The organism is Hydrogenoanaerobacterium sp., assembly GCF_032017025.1.
GTDB lineage: Bacteria > Bacillota > Clostridia > Oscillospirales > Ruminococcaceae > Hydrogenoanaerobacterium.
On sequence record NZ_DALZQO010000019.1, the window covers coordinates 18,474 to 41,302 of the forward strand.

A 22,829-nucleotide genomic window follows, 5' to 3' on the forward strand; every position below is an offset into this window, starting at 1 on the left:
AGAAAAGCAGTCTAATGGAAAAATATAGCGTAATTGATTTGTTTGCCGGAGCCGGCGGCCTTAGCTTAGGGTTTGAACAAACCAATAAATATAGTATTAAAGTTGCCTTTGAAAATAATCCAAACATGCAAAAAACCTATAAACATAACCATCCCAATGTGGATGTAAGAGGTGATGTTTGTAGTGCCGATTATTCCGAGATCCAAGAGAAATATGGAAAAATCGATGTTGTAATTGGTGGACCACCTTGCCAAGGATTTTCCAATGCAAATAGGCAGAAAAATCATGCCATTAGTCAAAACAATATGCTTGTTAAACAGTATCTTCGTGCTGTAATTTCGTTGCAGCCCAAAGCCTTTGTCATGGAGAATGTAAGTATGCTGAAATCCGATGTTCATCGATTTTACATGGAAAAAGGAGATGAGGAACTTGTAAAGCATTATGACATTCCAACTAATACCACACCAATCCACCTCTTGGATCAAAAGTATGTGTTTAATGGTGTTCTGGATATCATTAAGGACGTAGTCGCTATTAAAGCGCAACTGTGGGATGAGATAGATTATAACGAGCTAAATATCATTTACAAGACTACAAAGAATATTGAAAAATTAAAAACCGCTTTACAAAAGCATAAAGTAAAGCTAGAAAAAGCAGTTGAGAAGCAAATGTCGTTTCCTGCTGAAGATGAAAATGCTATTAGGATAAAAAGTAGAGAGGCGTTTTCGGCTATTTCCGACTATTACAGTGGCCAGATGAATGCAGAAGACTTGAAAAATAAAATAGAGCCTGCCATCATGCTACAAAGAATGCTAAGCAAATCATTGGAAATTTTGGAGCAACATCTTATCGTTGATGAATATTCATCTAAAGATGGAATTGATGCAATTGTTAGTTCCTACGCTGTATATGATTATCTGAAAAATATTCTGGCATCAAATGAGAATGGGTACACCATTAAAAGCGATGTCCTGTGTGCTGCAAAATATGGGGCACCACAAAAGCGCATGCGTTTTGTTCTAATGGGTATAAAAAAAGATATTGCTCCTATTGTAGCATTCCCCAACGGCAGCCTTGACGAAGATGAATATCATACTGTAAAAGAGGCAATTGGTGACTTGGAAGATTTTGATCCCGTTTTTGATATCGATCAGGATGTAGGAATCCCTATGCCTAAAATTGAAGTAAAAGGGCTTGTCCAAAAATTAAGAGATTCAAGTACTCTTTATAATCATATTACAACAAAAACTACGGACACAGCAATGGAGCGTTTTCGTGCAATTAAGCAAGGTGAAAATTTTCATTCGCTGGATAAGAGCTTAAAAACAAATACCTATACTGATGCCTCACGCACACAGAATACCATTTATTTGAGGTTGGCATATGATGCCCCTTGTGGAACGGTAGTTAATGTGAGGAAATCTATGTGGATTCATCCCACTAAAGATCGTGCTATTAGCGTGCGTGAAGCAGCAAGATTACAGACTTTCCCCGACAGCTTTATTTTTTGCGGAAGTAAAGATCAGCAATATCAGCAAGTAGGCAATGCCGTGCCTCCAATTATGGCAAAATCCGTTGCGAAAAAACTCGCCAAATTATTGAGCAACGAATCAAAATCCAAACCACCAACCGATTAATTTTGCCTGTAGGTGGATTATTTAATATATTGAAAATGGGTCGTGATTAAAGTAGCTATTCTCTATGCTTCATGGTATTGTATGTTGCTAAGAAGGAGGCGACACACAATGAAAAACATTTTGGAGGAGCTGTATAACAGCTACAACAATTTTGTACCAGACCCTACAGCCCAAGTCGAGGTAGACAAGGCTCACCAAGCGCTGATCCGCAGTTTGGAAAAGCTGGAACGAAAGCTGGTGCTGCGCATCATCGACAACAAGGATTTGATTGCCGGGGCTCGCGCCAGAGAAAGCTTTGAGTGTGGATTCTGGCTTGCGTGGCGGTTATGCACACAGCTGAATATGATTGACAACGGTCGTTTGCTTGAGCAGCAGCTCAAAGCAGACGGCCGTTTTGTTATGGAACAGGAGGAGCCCGAAGATGAAAGCTAAAACCATATTCTTGACAAGCATTACCTGCACCATATTACTGGCAGCACAAATCGGGAAACCGCCGCAGGCAATGCCTAAACCATCACCCACGGAGACAAGTATCCCCGAAATTACTGAGTGCTTTATTTCCGACTTCGCCCCAATGGATAAAGGGCAAGCGGACAATGAAATCCTTCATAGGGCAGTTACCCCTACCGAAGAAATTGAGATTCCAAGAACCAGTGTTGCCGCCGAAAAAATTGTCAAAATAAGCACCCAGAAAGAGCCTTTTTTAGAGCAACCCGCCGAGCAAGCCCCGCCACCACAAAACAACCAAACCGGCACACCGAAAATGGGAGATACCCGTGTGGTGAACGGACAAAAGCAATGTTACTTCTTAGGTTTCGGCTGGATAGACGATAACGATGAACCGAATGAATATATCTATGCCGAGGACATGTACGAAAACGGCAATAAGATTGGTAGCATGGGCGGTGGCACCTTGTTGGACGGAGATGGAGACATCAATAAAATGGTTGGTACCATGGATTAGTATGTATCGGTCAAAGGGTGCTCCGATTCAGAGCACCCTTTGACCCTTTGTGAAACGGCAACAATATCTTGTCATAAAAAGGTTGGGATCAATCGTCCCCCCCTTGCACCAAAGGGGGGCGTGAAACGCGACCCCCTCGTTTTAGGATGTAACGATTCGTTATACCCTTTTTCAATCGCTAAGGTATGGTGAATCACGACACACCTAATCGGCAACTTCGCTTTCCAACTTTCTTTGAATGCTGGCAACCTCGTCATGTAGCCAGTCAGGCGTAGTAGCATTTTTATACTCTCCGAAAATCCGCTTGCGGCACTCAAGCTCCATAAGGGACTCGTCTCCGGTGCGGAGAAAAATGGGGCGGTCAAGACTTACAAAAATCTCTTTCTTCTCGGTATCAATGGTCAGAATGTATTTCATAAAATTGTTCCTCCTAAAATTAAAGTGTTTGTGTTTGATCTTGAGTTTGGATTTGCTGTTTTTCAAAATTAGCGATAAGCTCTGCACGCAGATCCTCCGGTATGGACTCGACAAAGTCCTGATAGGAATATAGCTCCCGCACAAGGTCGATATTTTCTCTTGCCGCCTGCTCTGCCTTATACATGGCTCGCTGATTTTCCGAATCCATCACCGCTTGGTTGTGCTTTAAAATATCAAGCTGGCTCTGATATGGCCGCAGCTGATTTTCAAAAGCGTTGACCTTGGGATACCACTTATTGAATAGTTCTGTAAGCACCTCTTTCTTTTTCTGCGCATTAAATGTGCCAATGCTTTGAATCTCGTTCTGCAGCTCGGTCATTTGCTGGGTTAGGCGGTTTGCCTGCTTATACAGCCAGGTTGGAATGTGCTTGCGTTTGGTGGATGCCGCCGACTGGCCACGCTCCAGCTCAGGAAACTGCTCTGCCATGTGGTCGTGAAACTTGTCCTGCCACTCAATTAACTTGTTGCGGTCACCCATGACCTCCTTGGCGGATAGCCGCTTGTCTTTTGTCAATGGAACAAAGCACAGGTGCATATGTGGATTGCGCTCATCCATGTGCACCACCGCTGAAAAAATATTTTCCTCTCCAACCTCCTCCTTCAAAAAATCCAGTGCATGCTGAAAATAGTGCCGTGTGTCCTCTAATGAAAGTCCTGACAAAAACTCGGGACTGGCTGTGACGATGGTGTCAATAAATTTCACACTGTCCTTGCGAACTTTACATTTTGGATTTTCTCTCTGCGCCTGTTCAATGCGCAGCTGAATTTCACCGTAGTATTTGTGCTGTGGCCCTATCAGATGATAATTCTCTTTTGATTTTCGGGTATCAATATCAGGGTTACTTGCATACTGGCTCTTTTTTCGTTCATGGTGCTTCTCCAAAGCGGATGCCGGTCCGCCTTTGCGTTTTTCAAATCGCAGGATTGCATAGGGCATAAAATCAAACTCCTTTCTCTGCAATAGAGCTGGGTGGTAATCGTCTGCTTTTTTCACATCCCACTCACACCAGTGTGGAACCCGCAGCCGCTGTTCGCATCTATATAAGCTGATTGCGGCAGCGGTTTCCCCGCCCGCCAAAATGCCCGCCCCCTGCAAGGAGGGGCGGGTATTTTATCGTGCGGCTGTCGTGGCGGTATAACGCACTATACCTTGGCGTTGCCAAGGTGTGCGGCCGGGGACACCCCGGCACCCCGTCTACGACTTTGCGCCCTACCGAAATGGTAGTGCATCCTTGCGCTTCGCCGCGAGGTTTGCCGCCTGCCTCACGTAAAGTAACCACAATTGCGGCAAACCTCACCGCCACGGGCGGGGACGAAGGACGATAGACGAGAGCGACATACACAAAGCGAAAACACCCCTGCGTGGGTGCGTGTTTGGCCCATATTTGCCCCTGTTAGGGGCCTTAAAATGACGGGCAGGGTGTTAACCCGTATGGCCATCGTTTTGGGATTGTAGGACGTTTGTGGCACGCATTTGAACATGCTCTTGATAGTTGGGGCAGGCGAGGATTTGGGCACGATAGCTTTGCTTGCACTGGCAAGCACAATGCTGACACAAGAGATTAAACTGTCGCTTCCCGGTAAGGGGGTTAATAAAAAATGACCACTCGGCTTTTGCTTTTTTCGACAATCTTGGCATTTGAAAATCCTCCTTTGCATAACAAAGCTCGCCTGCGTTCTTCACACAGACGAGCTTAACTGGTATAATGACTCTACCGAGTCATTATACCGATTGATGTGCAACGGCTCGCCACTATCGTGGCAACCGCCTCTTGATGCACAATTACACCATATCGCTTGATCTGATATGGTGTAATAATTTAATTTTAGAATACGAGGTGATGGGCAATGCAGCTGGGTCTTACCATTCCGCTAATGAAGCATTTGAAGATTAATAAGCTGCCCTATGGCGCGGAATTGCACCGCCGCTTTTGCTGGGACTTACATTGTATCAGACTGCATAACCATAGCAGCCTGCTGGCGGTACACTGCGAAACACGATACATGTTTGTGCTGTATGGTATGAGCAGGGCACAGTGGAATCGTCTGCCCGAGGTCTTTTTAGAGGGGTTGATCACCAGCCTTAGCAATGCAGGCTTGGAAAAGAAACTCATAACAAGCTATCTCCAAGCCGCAGGAGAAATAGAACTTACCAAAACCCATGGGCGGAGGGAGGTTGCTTTCCTCAATCGTGCGTGGGATGATGTTACCGCCTTGGATTACTGCATTGATAAAGAGCAGCAGTCCCAACCGCTGATAGAGCAGAGCATTAACAACATGATTTGCAACTGCGTCGGTTATGAGGGCTATGGCGAGCCGCTGGTACGGTTTTGGCGGAGTTTGAACGAAGATAGTACTCTGTGAAATGAATGTTTCCTGATAGAATTTATGGAGCCTGACACAAGGGCAAAACAAACCGGCAGGCTGTGCGGTTAAATTAACGCCACACAGTCTGCCGGTTTCATTCTCGAAAAGACAATGATTCTCTTACCCCTACTCCACTTAGAATGCTCCTCTAAAAATGTAAAGTAGAGCGCAAAATCTACTATTTTTCTTTGTTGAAAGAGCGTTCCTTTTAAATATTGGGGCAATTGATGGATTGTAAGCTTTATAAAATTTCCTGTACTCGGCCAACCTGTCCATCCTCCAGCATAACCTTGACGCCATGGGGGTGGGTACTGCTTTTGGTCAGTAGCCTTGCAACAACACCCTCTGTTCGCTTGCCTGTACGCTGGTCGGCTTTGAGCACAATGCTCACTCGAGCACCAATTTTTATGTCACTACGGTTTTGTCCGTTCATGAAATCTCCTCATTATCAACAATTAATCGTATGCCTTTTTCAAATTATATTTTTCCAATACTGCATAATAACCCTTGGCAAAAGATACTTCACCATTACTCCAAGCTACTAAGTTATTCCGTATTTCTATCGAGGGTACCAACCCTTCTATGGCTAACATTGCATAGGAAAAAGATATGCATTTCTTGCGTTTTTCAAAGGGAAGTAAATCCATCTGTAGCACAATTTTTTCACGGTTTTGTCCGTTCATTATTTCTCCTTTTACTCCATCAAATCCTGCATCTCACACCCAAGTGCCTTTGCCAAGCTGAGCAGCGTGCCTGCCTGTGCCTTGTTAATATCGTTTTGCCGTTGTTCGTAAAGCTGAATCATGCGAAGTGCCACCCCAGACTGCTCTGCAAGCTGCCCCTGCGTAAATCCTCTTGCTTTTCTGATAGTCGTCAGATTGGAGGGCTTGTCCAACTTATGGCGGCTGATGATCTCATTTGCGGTATCCACAAGTTTGCTCTGGTCTGCCTCGTGGAGAATATAAAGGGACAGCACTTCGGACAAGGAAAGCCCGTTTTCTGCCATATCAGAAAATTTCAGACCGCTGTACCACTGGTAATAGGCGAGTATCCACCCTGCCCAATATTCACGGCTGGCAAAGTCTTTGATGGCTCTTTCCTTGGTGGGATAACTGCCTGTGGTGAGAAAAACCACCTCTCTCGCCAGTTCAATACCCGACATTCCTGCCACATATTTGGGGTTGCCCTTTTCAAACTTTTTAGCAATTCCACTGGTGATAAACCAAGAAAAAACTCATCGGGGGCGTAGCCGCAATCCACAATGGCATAGTCCAGCATATCTCCAAGATTTTGCATGGCATCATCCAAGTAGGATTCGCTGTATGCGTGGGCCATTGTTTTGCACCCCCCATATCTCTATTAAACTGCCACAACACAATACTTTTTTCGATTGCCATAACTCTGAGATTTGAATAAGCCTAAGGTTTCAAATTTCAGCACGAAGCCACGAATAGTGGCGTAAGCAGCATTGCCAAAATCACGCTCCAGCTCCTTGGTAGAAAACTCATTTCCTCCATAAGCGGAAAGCACAAAGCCCCATAGCTCACGCTCTTTCTCCGTAATGGTTCCTTGTTCCAAGGCCTTTTTGTATACCAAAAAGCTGTCCTCTGAGATGCCCTCGGACTCAATTTTACTGTATACATTCTTGTTGAAATATAAAATAAAAGGAGTCAAGTCCAACCGTCCGCTGATTTTAGCATTGCTTTCAATTTGCAAAAAACTGTTGTAATAAGCTTGCTTACTGCTATTGATGTGTTCCGAAAAAGCATAAAACAAGGTAGAGGGGAAACCCTGCTGAACCAAATACCAAAGATGAAACAATCTTGCCGTTCTGCCGTTACCGTCAAAATAGGGGTGAAGATAGGCAAAGTAAAAATGGAGCATAGCTGCCTTTAGTGGTTCTGAAATTTCATCTTTTTTATTGGCAAAGCCTATGAGTTTCGCCATATAACTGGGCAAAAGTTGGTGAGCTATTCCCTTGTGGTACTCTTTATCACCCACAATAAATACGGCATCATTTCTATATAACGAACCCTTTGGCAAGCGGTCCTCGCCCTCTAAAAAGTCACCAACTGAAAGCATATAAAGCTTGTGGAGGTTTTCCTCTGTGATTTTATTTTCGGGCTCGGCAATGAAATCCAGTCCTTTTTTCATGCCATAGATGCGACTTTCCTCGTCATTTTCAGGAGCAAAGCCGTCTAAAATCTTCCGTACACTTTCTCTATTGGAGTGGATATTTTCAATCAGTAAACTTGCTTCAATCTCGTCGGTCATTGCTTTTTTGCCGAAACGCTCTTTGCTGTCGGATGTTTTAAGCAGCTTTTTTATAAGCCCTGTGGAGATGTTGCAGTGGCTGGGGAGATACCGACAAGGCTTGCCTTCAAAATCTGCAATGGACAAATCCACATAGCTCATAATCTGCAAGGTGTCTAAAAGTTCCGACACTTCGCCCTGGGAATATTTATGTTGCATTTTCCTTAAGTCAAAGAAGTGTTTATCACTCATCATTTCGCTTAGTTTCTTTGTGTTCACATCTCCACCGCCTTTTTGATATATATTGGTATCAATTTGTATCAGTATAGCATATATGATGCCCAGAGGCAACAGAAATATACAAAACGATAAAGATAAATCGACTATTGGTTTTTTAGAAAAAGTGCGTACATACTCTTTTCTTTCTGTTATAATATCTTTAACGCTCACAGTTTGCTCACACTTATCCAAAAAACATGCTTTTGGGACGATTTTCCGGAAAGCCTTTTCACAAAGGCATTTGTGCCCACAAACCCGCATGAAATCAAGCTTTTCGCCGTTTTTATACGCTCACAAAAGCCACTGAGGGACACGGGGAGACAGTCGTTTCCAACGACTCGAAATGCTGTGTTCCGCAAGGAACCTAGGGTTCGAATCCCTAACTCTCCGCCATCGGGCTTTTGCCCAGTAAAAAGAGCTGTCTGCGGACAGCTCTTTTTGTTTATCTACGCACAAAAGCATGGATTTGGAATTACTCCTCCTCCATGCTTTTATTGCTTTCTGACGATATGGATAGTACTTTTGAATCGGGGTCGGGCTGGCTGATGTACAGTTCTTCGCACTCTCGCTGCGCTGTTATCAGTGTATTAATAGTCTGCTCACTGGCACGGAAAAGCTTAAAATACATTTCTTTATAGTCCGGCATAGGATCACCTCACAACATTATTTTAACCTAAAACAGATTAAAAGTCAATAATCTGTTTCAGGTTATGGGATACTATATCCGAGGTGATTTTAGTGGCTAACAGACTACGAGATTTGCGTGAAGATGCAGATTTAAATCAAACACAGGTTGCAAAACATTTGGGAATGTCCCAAACAGGATATTCAAAATACGAAACCGGCGAAAATGACATTCCAACACAGGTTCTCATTAAGTTAGCACAGCTTTATAAAACAAGCATTGATTATATTTTGGGAGTAAGCGACCAAAAAACTCCATACAAAAAGTAATTACAGCGGCATGGTGAACTCCATGCCGCTATTTTTCTGTTCTGTCATAAATTCCTCTAAAGCTTGGAAATGGCTACTATATCTATTAATCAACGGTAAATATTAAAAGCTTACACCATCCAATAGTGTAGAGCTTTTTTCGTACCGTGGTATAAAGTTGTGCGACAGATATGCGACAAAACAAAAGAAAACTCCTTGCAAACGTACTGTTTGCAAGGAGTTGTAATAGTAAAAACTATCTCTTGGAGAACTGCGGAGCGCGACGAGCTGCTTTGAGTCCGTACTTTTTACGCTCTTTCATACGAGGATCACGGGTTAAGAAGCCAGCCTTTTTCAGGACGGGTCTAACCTCGTCGCTTGTCTGAAGCAGTGCACGGGAAAGACCGTGACGGATTGCGCCAGCCTGGCCGGCAACACCACCGCCTGCAACGGTGGTTTCGATGTCGTATTTGCCCATTGCATCAAGCAAAGCAAGAGGCTGACGGACGATGAGTTTCAGTGTATCAAGACCAAAGTAATCGTCAATATCTCTGCCGTTGATTTTGATGGAGCCTGTTCCGTTCGGATAGACTCTTACGCGAGCAACGGAATGTTTTCTTCTGCCAGTGCCATAGAAATATGGTTTAGAATCGTACATATTAGTGCCTCCTCCTTATTATAGTGTCCACGCTTCGGGTTTCTGCGCGGCATGCTCGTGTGTAGAACCTTTGTAGATTCTGCAGCGGGTAAGCTGTGTACGGCCCAGCGCGGTATCAGATATCATACCCTTAACAGCCAGCATCATAGCCTTTTCAGGTGTTTCAGCCATCAGCTTGGAGTATTTGATTTCTTTGAGTCCGCCAACCCAACCGGTGTGACGGTAGTAGATCTTCTGATCCAGTTTTTTGCCGGTAAGAACAGCCTCAGCAGCGTTGATGATAATGACATGGTCACCGCAATCGGTGTGAGGTGCGAAGGTTACCTTGTGTTTGCCGCGCAGAATGTGAGCAGCAGTTGCAGCGGTGCGGCCCAGCGGTTTGCCGGCAGCATCAAGCACATACCATTTACGACTTGCAGCGTCGGCTTTTGGCATATAAGTTGACATAAATTCTACCTCCTAGAAAAATTCCTTTGTTTTATCAGTGTTCGCCCATCGCCAGTGCTACCAGCTCGGGCGTGGAACAACAAGGTACATTATAGTATGGGTTGGCCCGATTGTCAATACTTTTTCTCAAATTTTTAATATACGATGTGTAATCTCGTGAATTCGTCTGTTTTGACGCTTAATCTCTTCCATACTTCCCCGCCATTTCAAAAATATACACTTGATATTCCTATCAAATCACTGTAAAATAAGAGAGCAAAAACACACCTTATTATATAGAGCGGGAAATGGAGCATTTTGTTATGCAGAAAATGATAGGATATATGAGAAAAGCGATTACCGACTACCACATGATTGAACCGGGCGACGGCATAGCGGTGGGCGTTTCGGGTGGTAAAGACTCAGTAACCCTGCTGTGCGGGCTTGCAAAGCTGCGCAACATTTTGGGCATCGATTACAAGGTTGTCGCGATCACGCTCGACCCTGGCTTTAGCGGCGAGCAAACCGACTACTCGCTGATTCAAAAGCTGTGCGATGAACTGGACGTGCCTTACATGATCAAGAGAACGCAAATCGGCGAGGTCGTGTTTGATATCCGTAAGGAGGAGAACCCTTGCAGCCTATGTGCCAGAATGCGCCGCGGTGCACTGCACGACGCTGCCATTGAGGCGGGCTGCAACAAGGTTGCGCTGGGGCACCACTACGACGATGCAGTGGAAACCTTTATGATGAACCTGTTCAACGAGGGCAGGGTGGGCTGCTTCCAGCCTGTCACCTACCTGTCGCGCAAGAATATTACGATGATTCGACCGATGGTGTACGCACCCGAAAAGGATATTAAAAGTGCGGTAAAGCGCTGTGAACTGCCGGTGGTAAAAAGCAAATGCCCTGCCGACGGCGTTACCGAGCGTACGCACATGAAAGAGTACCTTGCCAATCTGGAGCATGACCGCCACGGCATTAAAAAACGTATTTTCGGCGCAATGGTACGCGGGCATGTTTCGGGCTGGTAGACAGCTGAATTTTAAATAAGCAATTATTTGCGGATATAATACAACCGGCAGCTTTTTGTAAGCGTCGGTTGTATTGTGTTTTTTACCTTCTTATTCTATTTAATTTTAAAATCAGATGTAAAAATATAGAAAACATAGTACAATAAGAAATATACATAAACTGGAAGATAAGAGCGATAAAAACAAACCCCCATGAAAAGGTCGCTGCAACAAATAAAAAAATTGAGGTGCTAAACAATGAAACAGCATGCATCTAAAGTAATGGCGTTTGCTCTTGCACTGGTTTTGATTCTCTCCACGGCTGCTTGCGGTACGGCAGCCAGTACGGAGGAATCCTCCTCCCAAGCAAGTACACAATCAAGCAACTCGGCAGAGTCATCGAAAGGCGAGCCCATTTCTGAAAGCAGCAGTGAGGTAAGTGCAGCACAAGCCATATCTTCGGCAAGTGAAAGCACCACTGACGCTGAAGAAGGGGATACGCAGGCGAGTGAACGATATGATTTTTACAGCTGGAATCCTACGGACTACACCTACCATTCTATAACCCATAGAAAGGATTCTGAAGAACTGCGCGCTCTGCTTCTAAACCTAAAACGAGATAATAGTGCTACACCCGATAAAAGCAGTGAGGAAAAGCTGGGCTTTTTGGTATACACGGCAGACAGCGAAAAAAGCACCTATTATGTTACCCCTACGCAGGTGTATGATAAGGATAAACAAGTACTAAATGCGACTGCCGAGCAATGCCAAACGCTGTATGACGCAGCGAAGGAGAGCAACCGAAACCATAAGGGGGTTCCCCAATGGCTTGCCTACATGAGTTTAGAACGTATCACAGAGGTAAGCTTCGACGGGCTTAACGAGAACGGAACACAGGACATTTCTTTTCAAACGCAGGATGCCAAAGCAATCAGGAGTATTTGGGCGTTTTTGCGTAATTTGAAGGTAAAGCCGGACAGCACGATAAAACGGGACACACTCAATTTTAATGCACCAGCCGATTTAATACGAATGCGGCTTGAATTCAATTCGGGTGTACAATACGATATTTTTCTGCAAGGCGAGTTCTTGGGTGTTCTATCCACCGATATGGGATTTTCGCTGAGCTATGCGATGGATTCTCCGCAGCAGGCAAACAAGCTGCGAACCATCGCAGAAGAAATCAGCTGTGAACAATCAAGCACCGCCCCCAGTGAGGAAAAAGGGAATCCCGCCACAGGCAAGCCTGTCATCTACCTGTACCCCACAGTAAAAACCGATGTTTCGGTAAAGCTGAATTTCGGCGGCAAGCTATGGTACACCTACCCCGCCTACAACAACGGCTGGAATGTCACAGCCTACCCCGATGGCAGACTGATAAACAAAGCGGATGAAACCGAACATTACTACCTGTTTTGGGACGGCGATTCTGATACTGAATGGCGCCTTGATGAGGGGTTTTGCGTAAAGGGAACAGAGTTGGAGGGATTTCTGCGCGAAAAGCTTGCCTATATGGGGCTTACTCCGCGCGAATACAACGATTTTATTACATTTTGGGTGCCGAAGCTGCAGGGGAACAAATACAACCTCATTACATTTGCCACCACACAGTACGAACAGCTGGCACCGCTCACCATTTCGCCAAAACCCGATTCGGTGCTGCGTGTGCATATGGTATACAAAGCGCTTGACCAAAAGGTTTCCATCCCCGAACAGCGGCTTTCCGCCTTTGAACGCAAAGGCTTCACGGTTGTGGAGTGGGGCGGCTCACGGGCATAAGAAAAGCGGGCATCATAAGATGCCCGCTTTTTTGCATTCCTCTTGCATCAATGCAGCAACAGCGCCCTCGTAATTGTACCCAATCACAGAGGTAGCGGCCTGCTTTGCCGCATCTACCGCATTTGCCACCGCGTAGCTGCGGTCGGCCTCGTGCATCATATCCACATCGTTGTAGTTATCGCCAAAGCACACCGTTTCAGCAGCACCGCAGTACTGCTTGAGGTAAAGCATCGCATTGGCCTTGCTTGCATGGGCGTCGAAGGCTTCAAGGAACCAGATGCGGTTGACATGGTCTTCATACATCAATATGTTCAGCCCTGCTGTTGTGCTTTTCAGTTGATTGCACAGGGGAAGAAGCTCGTCGTATGTACCGGTCATACTAAAAAAGATGATATCACGCATGCCAAGCAAGGTGCGGAAATCACTCACCTGCTCAAACTGCTTCAGCCTGCTTGCTTTGCGCTCTTCGCGAAACTGCCGCTGAAAGCTTGTTGTCAGCTTTTTATAGTTGGCATAAAGCTGGTTTTCCGCAAAGGTAAACACGTAAGCCGTATGCCCGAACTCGTCCATGGTATCGATTACTGCCGCGGCGGTTTTTGCATCAATCGGGAAGTGGTTGATGTAGGTGTGGGTGACAGTGTCAAACAGCAGCACGCCGTTCATCAGTGCAATGGGTAGGCGAAAGCGGATGGCACTCAGTTTTTCCATTGCCGATGCGGTAGAGCGGGCGGTAGCTACACTGAACAGCACACCCTCATCAATCAGTGAATTGATGATTTTGGCGGATGGTTCGCTCACTTGGGAGGTATTATCAAAAAGCGTTCCGTCCAAATCGGTGATATACAGGGTGCTCATAGCTGGAACTCCTCAAGAGTTAAATTCAATGCTTTTTGCTCCAGCGAGTTGTCTGGCTCTTGGTAGTTTTCCCCGGTAAGGCGGCGTAACAGCTCGTTTAGCAGGTGCGGGTTTTTTACCAGTACGGGGCCAAGCTGCCATGTGCCGAAAAAGTTATTGACGAGGTTGCCCTCGTGCGCGGTTTCGGTTTCGTTGTCGCCCGCGCCGCTTTGCAGAGTAAACAGGTAATCACCGCTGTTGCCGTCGATATGGGCAGTGCGGTTGATGAAACCGTAGCCTCTTACATCGGGTGCAAACACGGGGCTTGCCACTACATCGCTGATAAACACGTTGCCGGTTTCGCGTGCGGTATAATCAAACAGCCCTATGCCCTCATAGGTACCGCCATCAAAGCCGGTAAAGCTTTTGCCAAACAGCAACCGCGCATTGCCGGTGACGAGGAAGATGACCCCGTTTGCAACCGCCTGCGTTGCCAGTTCGGAATATTTTTGAAAATGCCCGCTTGCTCTGGCAACGTTTTTTGCTTTTCCCGGGCCGATATAGACCATATGGTAGAGCGAAAAATCGAGGTTGTCGCCGAGGCTGAGCCGGCTGATTCGGGTATCGATGCCCATTTTGTTCAGCCGGTCGCAGAGAATGGTGAGATTACCGCTGTCGCCGTAGAGATCCAGCAAGTCATCGTAAAGCCAAAGAATATTGACACTGCTCATTTGCTGATTACCTCCAAAATAGAATTCGCGTCATAAAGCTCGGTAAGAATGCAGATGCTGCCGCGGGTCTCATTCACCACGGGCTTAATCTTCTGCACCTCACACTGCACCTTTATGGCTTCATCGGGGAAGCCGGCAAGCTTTAAGCGTACGGCGAGGTCGTAGGCGCGCGGGCCGGTACAAACGACGGAATCCACTTTACCGCGCAGACGTTCAAAGCTGATATCGTAAAGCCAAGTGGTGTCGCGATGGCCGGTGTGATTGATGTTGTTGACAAAGGCAACCACCGTTTTTTCACCCGGCAGTTCCAATACATAACTGATGGATTGGTCGAACGAAACGGGGTTCTGGTTTTTTGACAGAATCATAATGGCGGTTCTGTCTCCCACCTTAAATTCGTCGTAGCGCTGTTTCATCACGCGAAAACGTGACACAGACGCGCACACCTTATGTATGTCCAGCCCCATTTCGCAACAGGCAGCTACAGCCGCCGTCATATTCAGAATGTTAAACGGCGGGCGGTAATCGGCAAAAGTTGAAATGTCGTTTATTCTAAAGCTGCCGCTTGCAAAATCAACATCGGTAGCCAAATATTTTGCCTCAGGGGTTTCATATCCGCACGAAAGGCAGGTAAACTGCCCGATGTGGTTGTAATGGAAATAGTCGTAACGCATCCGGCCAAAGCATAGGGGGCAAACCTTTGCGTCGTGGGTAATGTTGGGGCAGTCGAGCGTGGATTGTGAGGTTTTTTCCATTCCATAGTAAACACGCTCGTTTTCCGGCACAAGGTTGCCGCTGATGGGATCGTCCGCGTTGAGTATCAGCTTCACCGAGGGCTTGATCGCTTCATGCAGCTTTTCAATGATCACATCGATGTTGCCGTTGCGGGTGAGTTGATCGCGAAAGAGGTTGGTGCACAGCAGATAGTCGGGCGAAAAAAACTTAAAAATAAGGCGGGAAAAACGCTCGTCCACCTCAAGCACCACAAAATCCTCCGAAATCACCCCGCCAAAGCTGGATGCGGTAAGCAGGGTGGTTGCAATACCGCCCGTAAGATTGCTACCCTTTGCGTTGTTTGCCACCTTGTAGCCTTGGTCGGTAAGGATGTAGGCCAGCATATTTGCAGTGGTGGTTTTGCCGTTGCTACCGGTTACCGCAATTACCTTGCCCCGAAACTGGAATCTGCCCATTAGGTCGGGGCAGATTTTCATTGCGTACTCCCCCGGAAGATTGGTTGCCTTGCCGACGTATTTACCGAGAAAATGAATCAGCTTGCCAACCAGTAAAGCCAGTTTAAATCTCATAGTAAGTTCACTCCGAATCAGGCGGAGAATGCTTGTCCCCGTCCGTAATTTATAACTTTTTTATTATAGCACATTTTAAAGGTACGCAACAGCGCGTGCTGGTAGATTCTATAAAAAGCAAGCTCTTTTTTGACGGATTTTCCGGTGAAAAACCGTACAAATTTCCGATTATAGTTACAAATCAATAATTGATATTGACATTGCTTTTCTGAAAATGTATATCTATAGTAGATACCTTAAGATAAAAATAGAATATTTTGTGGATGAATTTAGAAAACAAAAGCTTTGTTTGTGCAATAGCACTAATAGATACACTTGCAATTGACATTTAATTTGCAGGGTGTTAAAATATGGAGCAAACTGTTAAAACTTAGTGGTTCGCCTAATTTTTACAAGATATATAAAAATGAATAAAATTACGTAAATACCATATAATTGAGCGGAAAATTCCGCTCTGTTATAAAAATTCAAAGAGCTAAATAAAAAAGGAGGACTATTACCAATGAAAAGAATTTTAGCTGTACTGTTGGTTCTTGCGATGGCACTCAGCATGATGGCTGGCTGCGGCGCTTCGGAACCTTCTGCACCTGCTGAAACACCGGCATCCTCAAATGCACCTGCATCTTCCGATGCGCCCGCCGAGGCTGCAAAAGGTCCGTTTAAAGTGGCGTCTCACAATGCGCAGATTGAGGGCAATCCCTACCGCTCTGTGTACGAGGATCAAATGAAATTGGCTGTTAAAGGTTACCAGAGCGACGGTGTCATCTCCGATTTTAATTCCTATACCTCCAATATGGATCCCGCTGTTCAGTCTCAGCAGATTGAGCAGACCATCAATGAGGGCTTTGACATCATTATGGTAAACCCCATTGCTGCTACAGGCCTGGATCCGGTAATCGACAAAGCAGTTGAAGCAGGTATTACCTACATCAACGCTGACTGTGAATACAACTCCAGCAAAATCATCAACGTTACCGTTGACCAGAGAGAATGGGCAAAATTAAACGCTGATTTTGTTGTAAAGACATTGGGTCAGGGCAAAAAAGTTGTTCTGTTCAACGGCATCGACGGCAACTCCGCTTCTGAAATCAGAAACGAAGTTTACCAGAAGATTCTCAAAGAGAACAATATGGAGATCGTAAAAACCTTTGCGCACGGCTGGGACGATGTTCAGGCTGAGCAGCAGATGGCTGAAGTAATCTCCTCCGGCGTAAAATACGACGGTATCCTCAACCAGGAGGGTGCGAACGGCATCATGAACGCAATCGAGAAAGCCAACGTCGGCTACCCCGGCTGCATCACCTCCTCCGAGGAAGTTTCGTGGATCAGAAGAGTTGCTGATATCAACAAAAACGAACTGGTTATGCCTTTCATCGTTACTGAGAACCCCCCGGGAGTTGGTGCTACCGCTCTTGCTGTTGCACTGAACCTGAAAATGGGCGGCGAGCTGAAAGAGGAAGTTGTAAACGGCGAGTTTAACAACATTCTGGTTCCCCCAATCTGGCAGATGACCTACGACAACATGGCAGAGAGACTGGAAGAGATCAAAGATCTGCCCAATACCACCTCTGTTTCGTCCTACTTCACTCTGGATCAAGCCAGAGCTGCATACTTTAAATAAGAGGAGCGGCTGCAAAGCCCCCTTTCGTTAGAATTGATTTTAATACTGGAGGTAGTTGCCTTGTTTGAAATGCGTGGAATAACCAAAAGGTTTGACGCGGTTGTTGCTCTGGGCGGCGCATCTCTACAAGTAGAGCCCGGAGAAATTCGGGCTCTGCTTGGTTCTAACGGTTCCGGTAAGTCTACAATGGTTAAGGTGTTAAGTGGTCTGGTTAAGCCAAATGCGGGCGAGATTATTTTTGACGGCAAACCCATTGAGATCCGCTCTGCCAGCGATTCACGAAAACATGGAATTGCGGTTGCCTATCAGGATCTCAGCCTTATACCAAGCATGTCAGTAGTTGACAATGTTGTACTTGGCCTGGAGCCGCGCGGACCACTTGGTGTAGTGAATCGCAAAAAAGCAAGAACCGAAGTGGAAGCCCTTTTAAAAAGACTAAAAATTGATTGTGCCCCCAATGAGCTGGTGCAAAACCTGCCGCCCTCCACCCAGAGCATGGTTGAAGTGGCAAAGGCACTTGCCACCAAGCCAAAACTGCTGTTGCTGGATGAAGTAACGGCATCTTTGCATGCAGACGAGGTGGATACCCTGTTCGAGCTGCTGCTTGACCTCAAAAAAGATGGTTTGGCAACCATTATTGTTACCCACCGCATGGCGGAAATCTACCGCATTTGTGATAACTGTACCATTTTAAAAACAGGTAAAACAGTGGCGCAGGGCAAAATGTCCGAAATGGATTTGGATGAAGTTGTATTCCATATGACAGGCAAGCGCCCCGAAGCCGCCGAGCAAGATGGTAACGCGGTTCGCGAGGCGATTAAAAACGACGAAAAAGTTTTGGAGATGCGCGACGTGGTCATTGAGCCCAAGGTGAAGGGCATCTCTCTGGAAGCATATAAAGGCGAGATTGTCGGTATTGGCGGGCTGGAAGGTCAGGGTCAATCCGAATATATCCGCGCACTGCTCGGCACTGAAAAGGTGCAAAGCGGTGAAATTTTCTATTGCGGCGAAAAGGTGAAGTTCAGTACGCCATCCGAGGCGATTGCAAAAAGCATGGGCTTTATCTCGGGCGACCGCAGCAAAGAGTCGATCTTTCCGCTGCGCTCTGTTGCAGAGAACGTCTATGCGGGTAAGGTGACTAAGGGTGGTTTGTTTGCGCCGCTCACCCCGAAGGAGATTAACTCCTTTGCACAGGACGCGGTGGAGAAATACGAAATTAAAATCGGCAAGCTGTCCGACCCTGCGAACTCGCTCTCGGGCGGCAACCAGCAAAAACTGGTTGTGGGCAGATGGATTGCACTATCGCCAAAGCTGCTGCTGCTGGATGACCCCACAAAGGGCGTCGACATCAATGCACGCCGTGAGATACATAAGATTTTGAAAGCCTGCACCGAGCAGGGTATGACGGTTATTATTGTTTCAAGCGACAATGAGGAGCTGCTTGACATCTCTGACCGTATCTACATCTTCTACGAGGGTCGCGTCAGTGCAATGCTGGCAGGTGCCGCCCGTACAGAGGAAAAACTGGTTGCCGCTATGATGGGACTTACCCTGAACAAGGCCGCAAAAGAAGGGGAGGTTCTGAACTAATGAAAGAAGCATTTGCAAAGTTTAAAAAATCCCCTGCGTTTACAGGTTTTGTGCTGTTTATGATTGTACTGATTATAAACATCTGCGTGCAGGGGCCCAAAAGCTTTTTTACCCTGCAAAACATCAGCCTGCTGATGAAAACCTACACCCCGCTTATTCTGGTAACGCTGGCACAGGGTTTGCTTATGATAATGGGGATTATTGATATTTCCATCGGCATTCAAATGTCGTTGGCAAACGTTGTTGCAATTATGCTGCCGATTAAGCTGGGGCTGCCGCTGCCGCTTGCGTGGTTTTGCGGGCTGCTCGCGGTGGTGGCAATCTCTGCGCTCAACGGTTTTATTGTAGCATACCTTCGTATTCCCCCGCTGCTGGCGGGTTTTGCGATGATCTACATCATCAAGGGCTTAAACGTACTGATTATGCCCAAGCCGCAGGGCTCGGTTCCCGATTACATCTACAAGCCCTATGCCTCCAACCTGCTTGGGTTTATCCCATTTGGTGCACTGGTGGTAGCGGTGGCGTTTGCTTTCTGGCTGTACCTTAAGCGCACCAGGCTGGTTCGCCACATGTACGCCATTGGCGGCAACGAACGCAATGCGTATGCCACCGGAATCAATTCGGCGGCCACCAAAATGAAGGTTTACATCATCTGCGGTGTGTTTACCGGTGCTGCAGGGCTTTGCCTTACCGCAATGTCTGCCTCGGGCAACCCGCTGATGGGTGAGGATTACGGCCTGCGCTCGATCTCCGCTTGTATTTTGGGCGGAATTTCGCTCAGCGGCGGCTGGGGTACGCTCTCCTGCTCGCTGTTTGGCTCGGGCTTTCTGGCGCTGATTCAAAACTCGGTTTACCATATCTTCTCATTGCTCCCCAAGCTGATTCCCGGCTTCCAGGTAAACACCTACTGGCAGAACCTGGTTTCCGACGCAATTATCCTGCTGGGTCTGGTTGCAACACTGTTCACCAACCGTGCACAGGCAGCCGCCTTTAAACAGGGGATTGCAAAGCAGATCAAAGGAGGTGAGAAGGTTGGCAAATAATACAGCAGCAATCAAATCGCCCTCTAAGCTTGCCTCCTTCGCAAAAAACAATCAGATTGGTATGGCACTGCTGATTTCAGCCTGCCTTTACATTCTCAATGTTATCATCAACCCCGGCTCATTTAACGTAAATGCGTTTGGCAGCATCTTTGCCTTAACCTCCATGCTTGCCTTGGCGGCTGCGGGGCAGACTTTGGTGATGATCACCGGCGGTATTGATATGTCTGTGGGTGCGGTGATGTCCATTGCGGGCTTGTTTGTCATTACATTTCAGGTTGGCAAGGATGAAAACCTACTCTCGGCAGTTGTGGTAGCGCTGATTGTGGGCAGCATCATCGGCTTGGTCAACGGCTTTGGCGTTGTAAAAATTGGCCTGCCGCCTATGATTGTTACCATGTGTGTGGCAAACGTTGTTACCCGCCTGCAGTATGTGGTAACCAGCGGTACGCCCAACGGCTCGACCGGCGAGCTGTTCTCGAAGAGCGTCACCACACGTCTGCTGGGCGTGTTTCCCACCATTTTATTCTATTGTGCAGTTGTGTTTGCAATTATGTTTTATCTCTTAAACCGTTCGCGCTACGGGCAACAGCTGTTCCTTTCGGGCAACAACGATTCTGCTGCCTACCTCACCGGCGTAAAAACCAAAAAAGTTAAAATTTTGGCATATACTCTGTCCGGTGCGCTCAGTGCGGTAGCAGGAATCATCGGTGCGGCAGACAAGCGCTTTTTAAAGTGCCAGTCGTTCGATGATTTTACCATGCAGTCTATCGTCGCTGTGGTAATCGGCGGTACTTTATTGGCGGGCGGTAAAGGCTCGTACTCGGGCTCTATTGCCGGTGCGCTGCTGCTCATCGTGCTCAGCAACTTCCTCGCGGTGCTCAACTTCTCGCAGTCTATCCGCGATATCATCATGGGCATTGTGCTCATCGTGCTGCTCACTGCATACAACCGTTCCAAGCCCATTCGTCAGTAGCAGGTGGCGCATCCGCGCGCAAGATTCTTGTAAAAAGCGAACTTTTAGGCTACGGCAAAAGCACCATAAGGATATGAGTTGTCTGCACGGCTCATATCCTTTTTTGAAATACTGCTTGGTGGCTTAATGACAATATAAAATTTCGGCTTACAGCCGCAGGGAGGTAATCTATTATGAAAAAATTCAGAGCAGGCGTAGTTGGAACCGGTTTTATTGGTGTTGCGCATATCGAAGCGCTGCGCAGAATGGGCAATGTAGACGTTGTGGCGCTTGCCGACACCTCTGGTGCCGATCAAAAAGCAGAGGCATTGTGCGTACCCAAGGGCTATGCCAGCTACAAAGACATGATCGACAGTGAGAACTTGGATGCGATTCACATCTGCACACCCAACAGCACCCACTGTGACATTGCACTGTATGCGATTGAAAAGGGTGTTGCGGTCATCTGTGAAAAGCCGATGGCAACCAGCGCCGAGCAGGCAAAAAAGATGGCAGACCTTGCAAAAGAAAAAGGTGTTGTAAATGCCATCAACTTTAACCTGCGCTTCAACCCCTTGCCGTATCAGCTGAAGCAAATGGTAAAAAGCGGAGACTTGGGCGAGATTTTCACCGTACATGGCTCTTACCTGCAGGATTGGTTGTATTACGACACCGACTACAGCTGGCGCCTGGAGCCTGAGCTTTCGGGTGAATCGCGCGCATTTGCCGATATCGGCTCGCACTGGATTGATATGGTGGAGAGTGTGACCGGGCTGAAAGCCGTCGCGGTAATGGCGGATTTTGCGACATTTCATAAAACCAGAAAAAAACCGCTCAAACCCATTGCCACCTACAGCGGCATGGCGCTGAAACCCGAGGATTACGCCGAGGTTCCCATCACCACCGAGGATTACTGTACCGTCATGTTCAAGTTTGACAACGGCGCACGCGGTACTGTTGTGGTGAGCCAGGTTTATGCCGGCAGAAAGAACCAGATGATTGTGTCGGTGGGCGGCTCGAAATGCGCGGCGCACTGGGACAGTGAAAACGGCAACGAGCTGTGGATTGGCAGACGCGACGGCTACAATCAGGTTGCGGTGAAAGATCCGTCGGTGCTGTACGGCGAAACGGGTAAGGTCATCAGCTATCCGGGCGGACATGTCGAGGGATTCCCCGATACCATCAAGCAAAACTTCATCAGCATTTACAGGGCGATTGGCGAACATGATACCTCTAAGGGTGACTTTGCAACCTTTGAGGACGGTCTGCGCGAGATGCTGCTGTGTGATAAGATTGTAGAAAGCGCGAAGAAGCAGGCATGGGTTGAGATTTAGCCGTAAACAATGACAAACGAGCCCTGCAGCAGTGCGGGGCTCGCTTGCTAAAACGGATTGATAAAAAAGGAGATGGCAGCAATGAAACCTTTTCAAATAGGTACCCTTGCAGACTGGTTCGGCGTGGGCTTGCTGGGCGGCATACGTGAGTCGCAGAAGTGCGGCGCGCAGGGCGTTCAGCTTTATGCAGCGGGTGAGCTTGACCCGTTAAAGCTGACACAGGCGGAAATTGACGAGGTGAAGCGCACCTTAAAGGAATGCGACCAGGTGGTTACCGCGCTGTGCGGCGAGGTGGGCGGCTACGGCTTGGAAATTGCGCAGGATAACCCCGCAAAGATACACTACTTGAAAAAAACATTGGATCTGGCTTTGGAACTGGGCAGTAATGTGGTCACCACCCATGCGGGGGTTATCCCCGAAGACAAGAACGACCCTGCCTACCGCGTGCTGTACGACGCATGTGCTGAGCTTGGCGAATATGCCGAGAGCAAGAGCGGCTATTTTGCGTTTGAGACCGGTCCCGAAAAAATTACCACACTATGCGACTTTATCGACAGCCTGCCAAACAAGGGTATAGCCGTAAACTACGACCCCGCGAACCTTGTAATGGTGACGGGCGACGACGAGGTGCAGG

At 47.1% G+C, this 22,829-nt stretch carries 26 protein-coding genes; 14 read left to right on the forward strand and 12 right to left on the reverse strand.

The window, feature by feature from the left end:
- Positions 1-14: 14 nt before the first annotated feature.
- From RTV33_RS11380 to RTV33_RS11390, 3 genes are all read left to right on the forward strand, one after another.
- Positions 15-1,637 (forward strand): DNA cytosine methyltransferase, encoded by a 1,623-nt coding sequence (locus RTV33_RS11380; RefSeq protein WP_312644355.1) that lies wholly within the window; start codon positions 15-17, stop codon positions 1,635-1,637.
- Positions 1,638-1,745: 108 nt separating this feature from the next.
- Positions 1,746-2,069 carry a DUF6809 family protein gene (locus RTV33_RS11385; RefSeq protein ID WP_312644357.1) on the forward strand — a complete coding sequence of 108 codons (324 nt, stop codon included), beginning with the start codon at positions 1,746-1,748 and terminating at the stop codon, positions 2,067-2,069.
- Entirely contained in the window at positions 2,059-2,601 is a 543-nt protein-coding gene (locus RTV33_RS11390; protein ID WP_312644358.1) for a DUF6550 family protein, read from the forward strand. Before RTV33_RS11385 ends, RTV33_RS11390 begins: the two co-directional genes overlap by 11 nt.
- 204 nt (positions 2,602-2,805) lie before the next feature.
- Here RTV33_RS11390 and RTV33_RS11395 read toward each other — a convergent pair whose 3' ends face one another.
- On the reverse strand, positions 2,806-3,018 hold the full coding sequence (locus RTV33_RS11395) for a hypothetical protein (protein WP_312644359.1): 213 nt from the start codon (positions 3,016-3,018) through the stop codon (positions 2,806-2,808).
- Positions 3,019-3,037: 19 nt separating this feature from the next.
- The gene (gene mobV, locus RTV33_RS11400) at positions 3,038-4,015 is read right to left on the reverse strand and encodes a MobV family relaxase (protein ID WP_312644424.1); all 978 of its coding nucleotides are present in this window, start codon (positions 4,013-4,015) and stop codon (positions 3,038-3,040) included.
- A gap of 179 nt (positions 4,016-4,194) precedes the next feature.
- Between mobV and RTV33_RS11405 the strand changes: the two genes are divergently transcribed.
- Both RTV33_RS11405 and RTV33_RS11410 read left to right on the forward strand, forming a co-directional pair.
- Positions 4,195-4,404 carry a hypothetical protein gene (locus RTV33_RS11405; protein WP_312644360.1) on the forward strand — a complete coding sequence of 70 codons (210 nt, stop codon included), beginning with the start codon at positions 4,195-4,197 and terminating at the stop codon, positions 4,402-4,404.
- A 522-nt stretch (positions 4,405-4,926) separates the two neighbouring features.
- Positions 4,927-5,442 (forward strand): DUF6933 domain-containing protein, encoded by a 516-nt coding sequence (locus RTV33_RS11410; protein WP_312644362.1) that lies wholly within the window; start codon positions 4,927-4,929, stop codon positions 5,440-5,442.
- 244 nt (positions 5,443-5,686) lie between these two features.
- Here RTV33_RS11410 and RTV33_RS11415 read toward each other — a convergent pair whose 3' ends face one another.
- The 5 genes from RTV33_RS11415 to RTV33_RS11435 form a co-directional block, all read right to left on the reverse strand.
- Positions 5,687-5,878: a YwbE family protein gene (locus tag RTV33_RS11415; RefSeq protein ID WP_312644363.1), complete on the reverse strand. Its 192-nt coding sequence runs from the start codon at positions 5,876-5,878 to the stop codon at positions 5,687-5,689.
- Positions 5,879-5,900: 22 nt separating this feature from the next.
- Complete coding sequence (locus tag RTV33_RS11420; protein WP_312644365.1) at positions 5,901-6,128, reverse strand: hypothetical protein; 228 nt, start codon at positions 6,126-6,128, stop codon at positions 5,901-5,903.
- 11 nt (positions 6,129-6,139) lie between these two features.
- Positions 6,140-6,607 (reverse strand): helix-turn-helix transcriptional regulator, encoded by a 468-nt coding sequence (locus RTV33_RS11425; RefSeq protein WP_312644367.1) that lies wholly within the window; start codon positions 6,605-6,607, stop codon positions 6,140-6,142.
- A gap of 197 nt (positions 6,608-6,804) precedes the next feature.
- On the reverse strand, positions 6,805-7,977 hold the full coding sequence (locus RTV33_RS11430; RefSeq protein WP_312644369.1) for a Fic family protein: 1,173 nt from the start codon (positions 7,975-7,977) through the stop codon (positions 6,805-6,807).
- A 472-nt stretch (positions 7,978-8,449) separates the two neighbouring features.
- On the reverse strand, positions 8,450-8,623 hold the full coding sequence (locus RTV33_RS11435; protein ID WP_312644371.1) for a hypothetical protein: 174 nt from the start codon (positions 8,621-8,623) through the stop codon (positions 8,450-8,452).
- Between the two features lie 92 nt (positions 8,624-8,715).
- Here RTV33_RS11435 and RTV33_RS11440 point away from each other — a divergent pair, with 92 nt between their 5' ends.
- Positions 8,716-8,931, forward strand: a complete 216-nt coding sequence (locus tag RTV33_RS11440; protein ID WP_312644373.1) for a helix-turn-helix transcriptional regulator — start codon at positions 8,716-8,718, stop codon at positions 8,929-8,931.
- Positions 8,932-9,166: 235 nt separating this feature from the next.
- On the opposite strand, the gene rpsI is transcribed toward RTV33_RS11440, so the two are convergent.
- Positions 9,167-9,568 (reverse strand): 30S ribosomal protein S9, encoded by a 402-nt coding sequence (gene rpsI / locus RTV33_RS11445; protein ID WP_312644374.1) that lies wholly within the window; start codon positions 9,566-9,568, stop codon positions 9,167-9,169.
- Positions 9,569-9,586: 18 nt separating this feature from the next.
- Positions 9,587-10,015 (reverse strand): 50S ribosomal protein L13, encoded by a 429-nt coding sequence (gene rplM, locus RTV33_RS11450; RefSeq protein WP_312644376.1) that lies wholly within the window; start codon positions 10,013-10,015, stop codon positions 9,587-9,589.
- A gap of 302 nt (positions 10,016-10,317) precedes the next feature.
- On the opposite strand from rplM, the gene RTV33_RS11455 reads away from it, so the two are divergent.
- Together RTV33_RS11455 and RTV33_RS11460 are read left to right on the forward strand one after the other, a co-directional pair.
- Positions 10,318-11,028 (forward strand): tRNA 2-thiocytidine biosynthesis TtcA family protein, encoded by a 711-nt coding sequence (locus RTV33_RS11455; protein ID WP_312644378.1) that lies wholly within the window; start codon positions 10,318-10,320, stop codon positions 11,026-11,028.
- Positions 11,029-11,265: 237 nt separating this feature from the next.
- Positions 11,266-12,786 carry a hypothetical protein gene (locus tag RTV33_RS11460; protein ID WP_312644379.1) on the forward strand — a complete coding sequence of 507 codons (1,521 nt, stop codon included), beginning with the start codon at positions 11,266-11,268 and terminating at the stop codon, positions 12,784-12,786.
- A 12-nt stretch (positions 12,787-12,798) separates the two neighbouring features.
- On the opposite strand, the gene RTV33_RS11465 is transcribed toward RTV33_RS11460, so the two are convergent.
- Genes RTV33_RS11465 through RTV33_RS11475 form a run of 3 tightly spaced genes read right to left on the reverse strand, consistent with a single transcriptional unit; the run spans position 12,799 to position 15,655 of the window.
- Complete coding sequence (locus RTV33_RS11465; protein ID WP_312644380.1) at positions 12,799-13,641, reverse strand: HAD family hydrolase; 843 nt, start codon at positions 13,639-13,641, stop codon at positions 12,799-12,801.
- Positions 13,638-14,351: a hypothetical protein gene (locus RTV33_RS11470; protein WP_312644381.1), complete on the reverse strand. Its 714-nt coding sequence runs from the start codon at positions 14,349-14,351 to the stop codon at positions 13,638-13,640. The genes RTV33_RS11465 and RTV33_RS11470 overlap by 4 nt, the downstream gene beginning before the upstream one ends.
- Entirely contained in the window at positions 14,348-15,655 is a 1,308-nt protein-coding gene (locus RTV33_RS11475; protein WP_312644382.1) for a MurT ligase domain-containing protein, read from the reverse strand. The genes RTV33_RS11470 and RTV33_RS11475 overlap by 4 nt, the downstream gene beginning before the upstream one ends.
- Before the next feature lie 502 nt (positions 15,656-16,157).
- Here RTV33_RS11475 and RTV33_RS11480 point away from each other — a divergent pair.
- The 6 genes from RTV33_RS11480 to RTV33_RS11505 form a co-directional block, all read left to right on the forward strand.
- Entirely contained in the window at positions 16,158-17,276 is a 1,119-nt protein-coding gene (locus tag RTV33_RS11480; protein WP_312644383.1) for a substrate-binding domain-containing protein, read from the forward strand.
- A gap of 69 nt (positions 17,277-17,345) precedes the next feature.
- Positions 17,346-18,866, forward strand: a complete 1,521-nt coding sequence (locus tag RTV33_RS11485) for a sugar ABC transporter ATP-binding protein (RefSeq protein ID WP_312644425.1) — start codon at positions 17,346-17,348, stop codon at positions 18,864-18,866.
- Positions 18,866-19,909, forward strand: a complete 1,044-nt coding sequence (locus RTV33_RS11490; protein ID WP_312644385.1) for an ABC transporter permease — start codon at positions 18,866-18,868, stop codon at positions 19,907-19,909. Before RTV33_RS11485 ends, RTV33_RS11490 begins: the two co-directional genes overlap by 1 nt.
- Complete coding sequence (locus RTV33_RS11495; RefSeq protein WP_312644387.1) at positions 19,899-20,882, forward strand: ABC transporter permease; 984 nt, start codon at positions 19,899-19,901, stop codon at positions 20,880-20,882. The genes RTV33_RS11490 and RTV33_RS11495 overlap by 11 nt, the downstream gene beginning before the upstream one ends.
- A gap of 173 nt (positions 20,883-21,055) precedes the next feature.
- A complete protein-coding gene (locus tag RTV33_RS11500; protein ID WP_312644388.1) occupies positions 21,056-22,195 on the forward strand; it encodes a Gfo/Idh/MocA family oxidoreductase in 1,140 nt (379 codons plus the stop codon).
- Positions 22,196-22,276: 81 nt separating this feature from the next.
- A partial coding sequence (locus RTV33_RS11505) for a TIM barrel protein (protein ID WP_312644391.1) occupies positions 22,277-22,829 on the forward strand: 553 nt, incomplete at its 3' end.

What these genes read in the sequence shown, in the direction of transcription:
- RTV33_RS11380 (WP_312644355.1), top strand. Translation starts at nt 15, where the DNA reads ATGGAAAAATATAGCGTAATTGATTTGTTTGCCGGAGCCGGCGGCCTT.
- RTV33_RS11385 (WP_312644357.1), top strand. Translation starts at nt 1,746, where the DNA reads ATGAAAAACATTTTGGAGGAGCTGTATAACAGCTACAACAATTTTGTA.
- RTV33_RS11390 (WP_312644358.1), top strand. Translation starts at nt 2,059, where the DNA reads ATGAAAGCTAAAACCATATTCTTGACAAGCATTACCTGCACCATATTA.
- RTV33_RS11395 (WP_312644359.1), bottom strand. Translation starts at nt 3,018, where the DNA reads ATGAAATACATTCTGACCATTGATACCGAGAAGAAAGAGATTTTTGTA.
- mobV (WP_312644424.1), bottom strand. Translation starts at nt 4,015, where the DNA reads ATGCCCTATGCAATCCTGCGATTTGAAAAACGCAAAGGCGGACCGGCA.
- RTV33_RS11410 (WP_312644362.1), top strand. Translation starts at nt 4,927, where the DNA reads ATGCAGCTGGGTCTTACCATTCCGCTAATGAAGCATTTGAAGATTAAT.
- RTV33_RS11415 (WP_312644363.1), bottom strand. Translation starts at nt 5,878, where the DNA reads ATGAACGGACAAAACCGTAGTGACATAAAAATTGGTGCTCGAGTGAGC.
- RTV33_RS11420 (WP_312644365.1), bottom strand. Translation starts at nt 6,128, where the DNA reads ATGAACGGACAAAACCGTGAAAAAATTGTGCTACAGATGGATTTACTT.
- RTV33_RS11425 (WP_312644367.1), bottom strand. Translation starts at nt 6,607, where the DNA reads ATGTCGGGTATTGAACTGGCGAGAGAGGTGGTTTTTCTCACCACAGGC.
- RTV33_RS11435 (WP_312644371.1), bottom strand. Translation starts at nt 8,623, where the DNA reads ATGCCGGACTATAAAGAAATGTATTTTAAGCTTTTCCGTGCCAGTGAG.
- rpsI (WP_312644374.1), bottom strand. Translation starts at nt 9,568, where the DNA reads ATGTACGATTCTAAACCATATTTCTATGGCACTGGCAGAAGAAAACAT.
- rplM (WP_312644376.1), bottom strand. Translation starts at nt 10,015, where the DNA reads ATGTCAACTTATATGCCAAAAGCCGACGCTGCAAGTCGTAAATGGTAT.
- RTV33_RS11455 (WP_312644378.1), top strand. Translation starts at nt 10,318, where the DNA reads ATGCAGAAAATGATAGGATATATGAGAAAAGCGATTACCGACTACCAC.
- RTV33_RS11460 (WP_312644379.1), top strand. Translation starts at nt 11,266, where the DNA reads ATGAAACAGCATGCATCTAAAGTAATGGCGTTTGCTCTTGCACTGGTT.
- RTV33_RS11465 (WP_312644380.1), bottom strand. Translation starts at nt 13,641, where the DNA reads ATGAGCACCCTGTATATCACCGATTTGGACGGAACGCTTTTTGATAAT.
- RTV33_RS11470 (WP_312644381.1), bottom strand. Translation starts at nt 14,351, where the DNA reads ATGAGCAGTGTCAATATTCTTTGGCTTTACGATGACTTGCTGGATCTC.
- RTV33_RS11475 (WP_312644382.1), bottom strand. Translation starts at nt 15,655, where the DNA reads ATGAGATTTAAACTGGCTTTACTGGTTGGCAAGCTGATTCATTTTCTC.
- RTV33_RS11480 (WP_312644383.1), top strand. Translation starts at nt 16,158, where the DNA reads ATGAAAAGAATTTTAGCTGTACTGTTGGTTCTTGCGATGGCACTCAGC.
- RTV33_RS11485 (WP_312644425.1), top strand. Translation starts at nt 17,346, where the DNA reads ATGCGTGGAATAACCAAAAGGTTTGACGCGGTTGTTGCTCTGGGCGGC.
- RTV33_RS11490 (WP_312644385.1), top strand. Translation starts at nt 18,866, where the DNA reads ATGAAAGAAGCATTTGCAAAGTTTAAAAAATCCCCTGCGTTTACAGGT.
- RTV33_RS11500 (WP_312644388.1), top strand. Translation starts at nt 21,056, where the DNA reads ATGAAAAAATTCAGAGCAGGCGTAGTTGGAACCGGTTTTATTGGTGTT.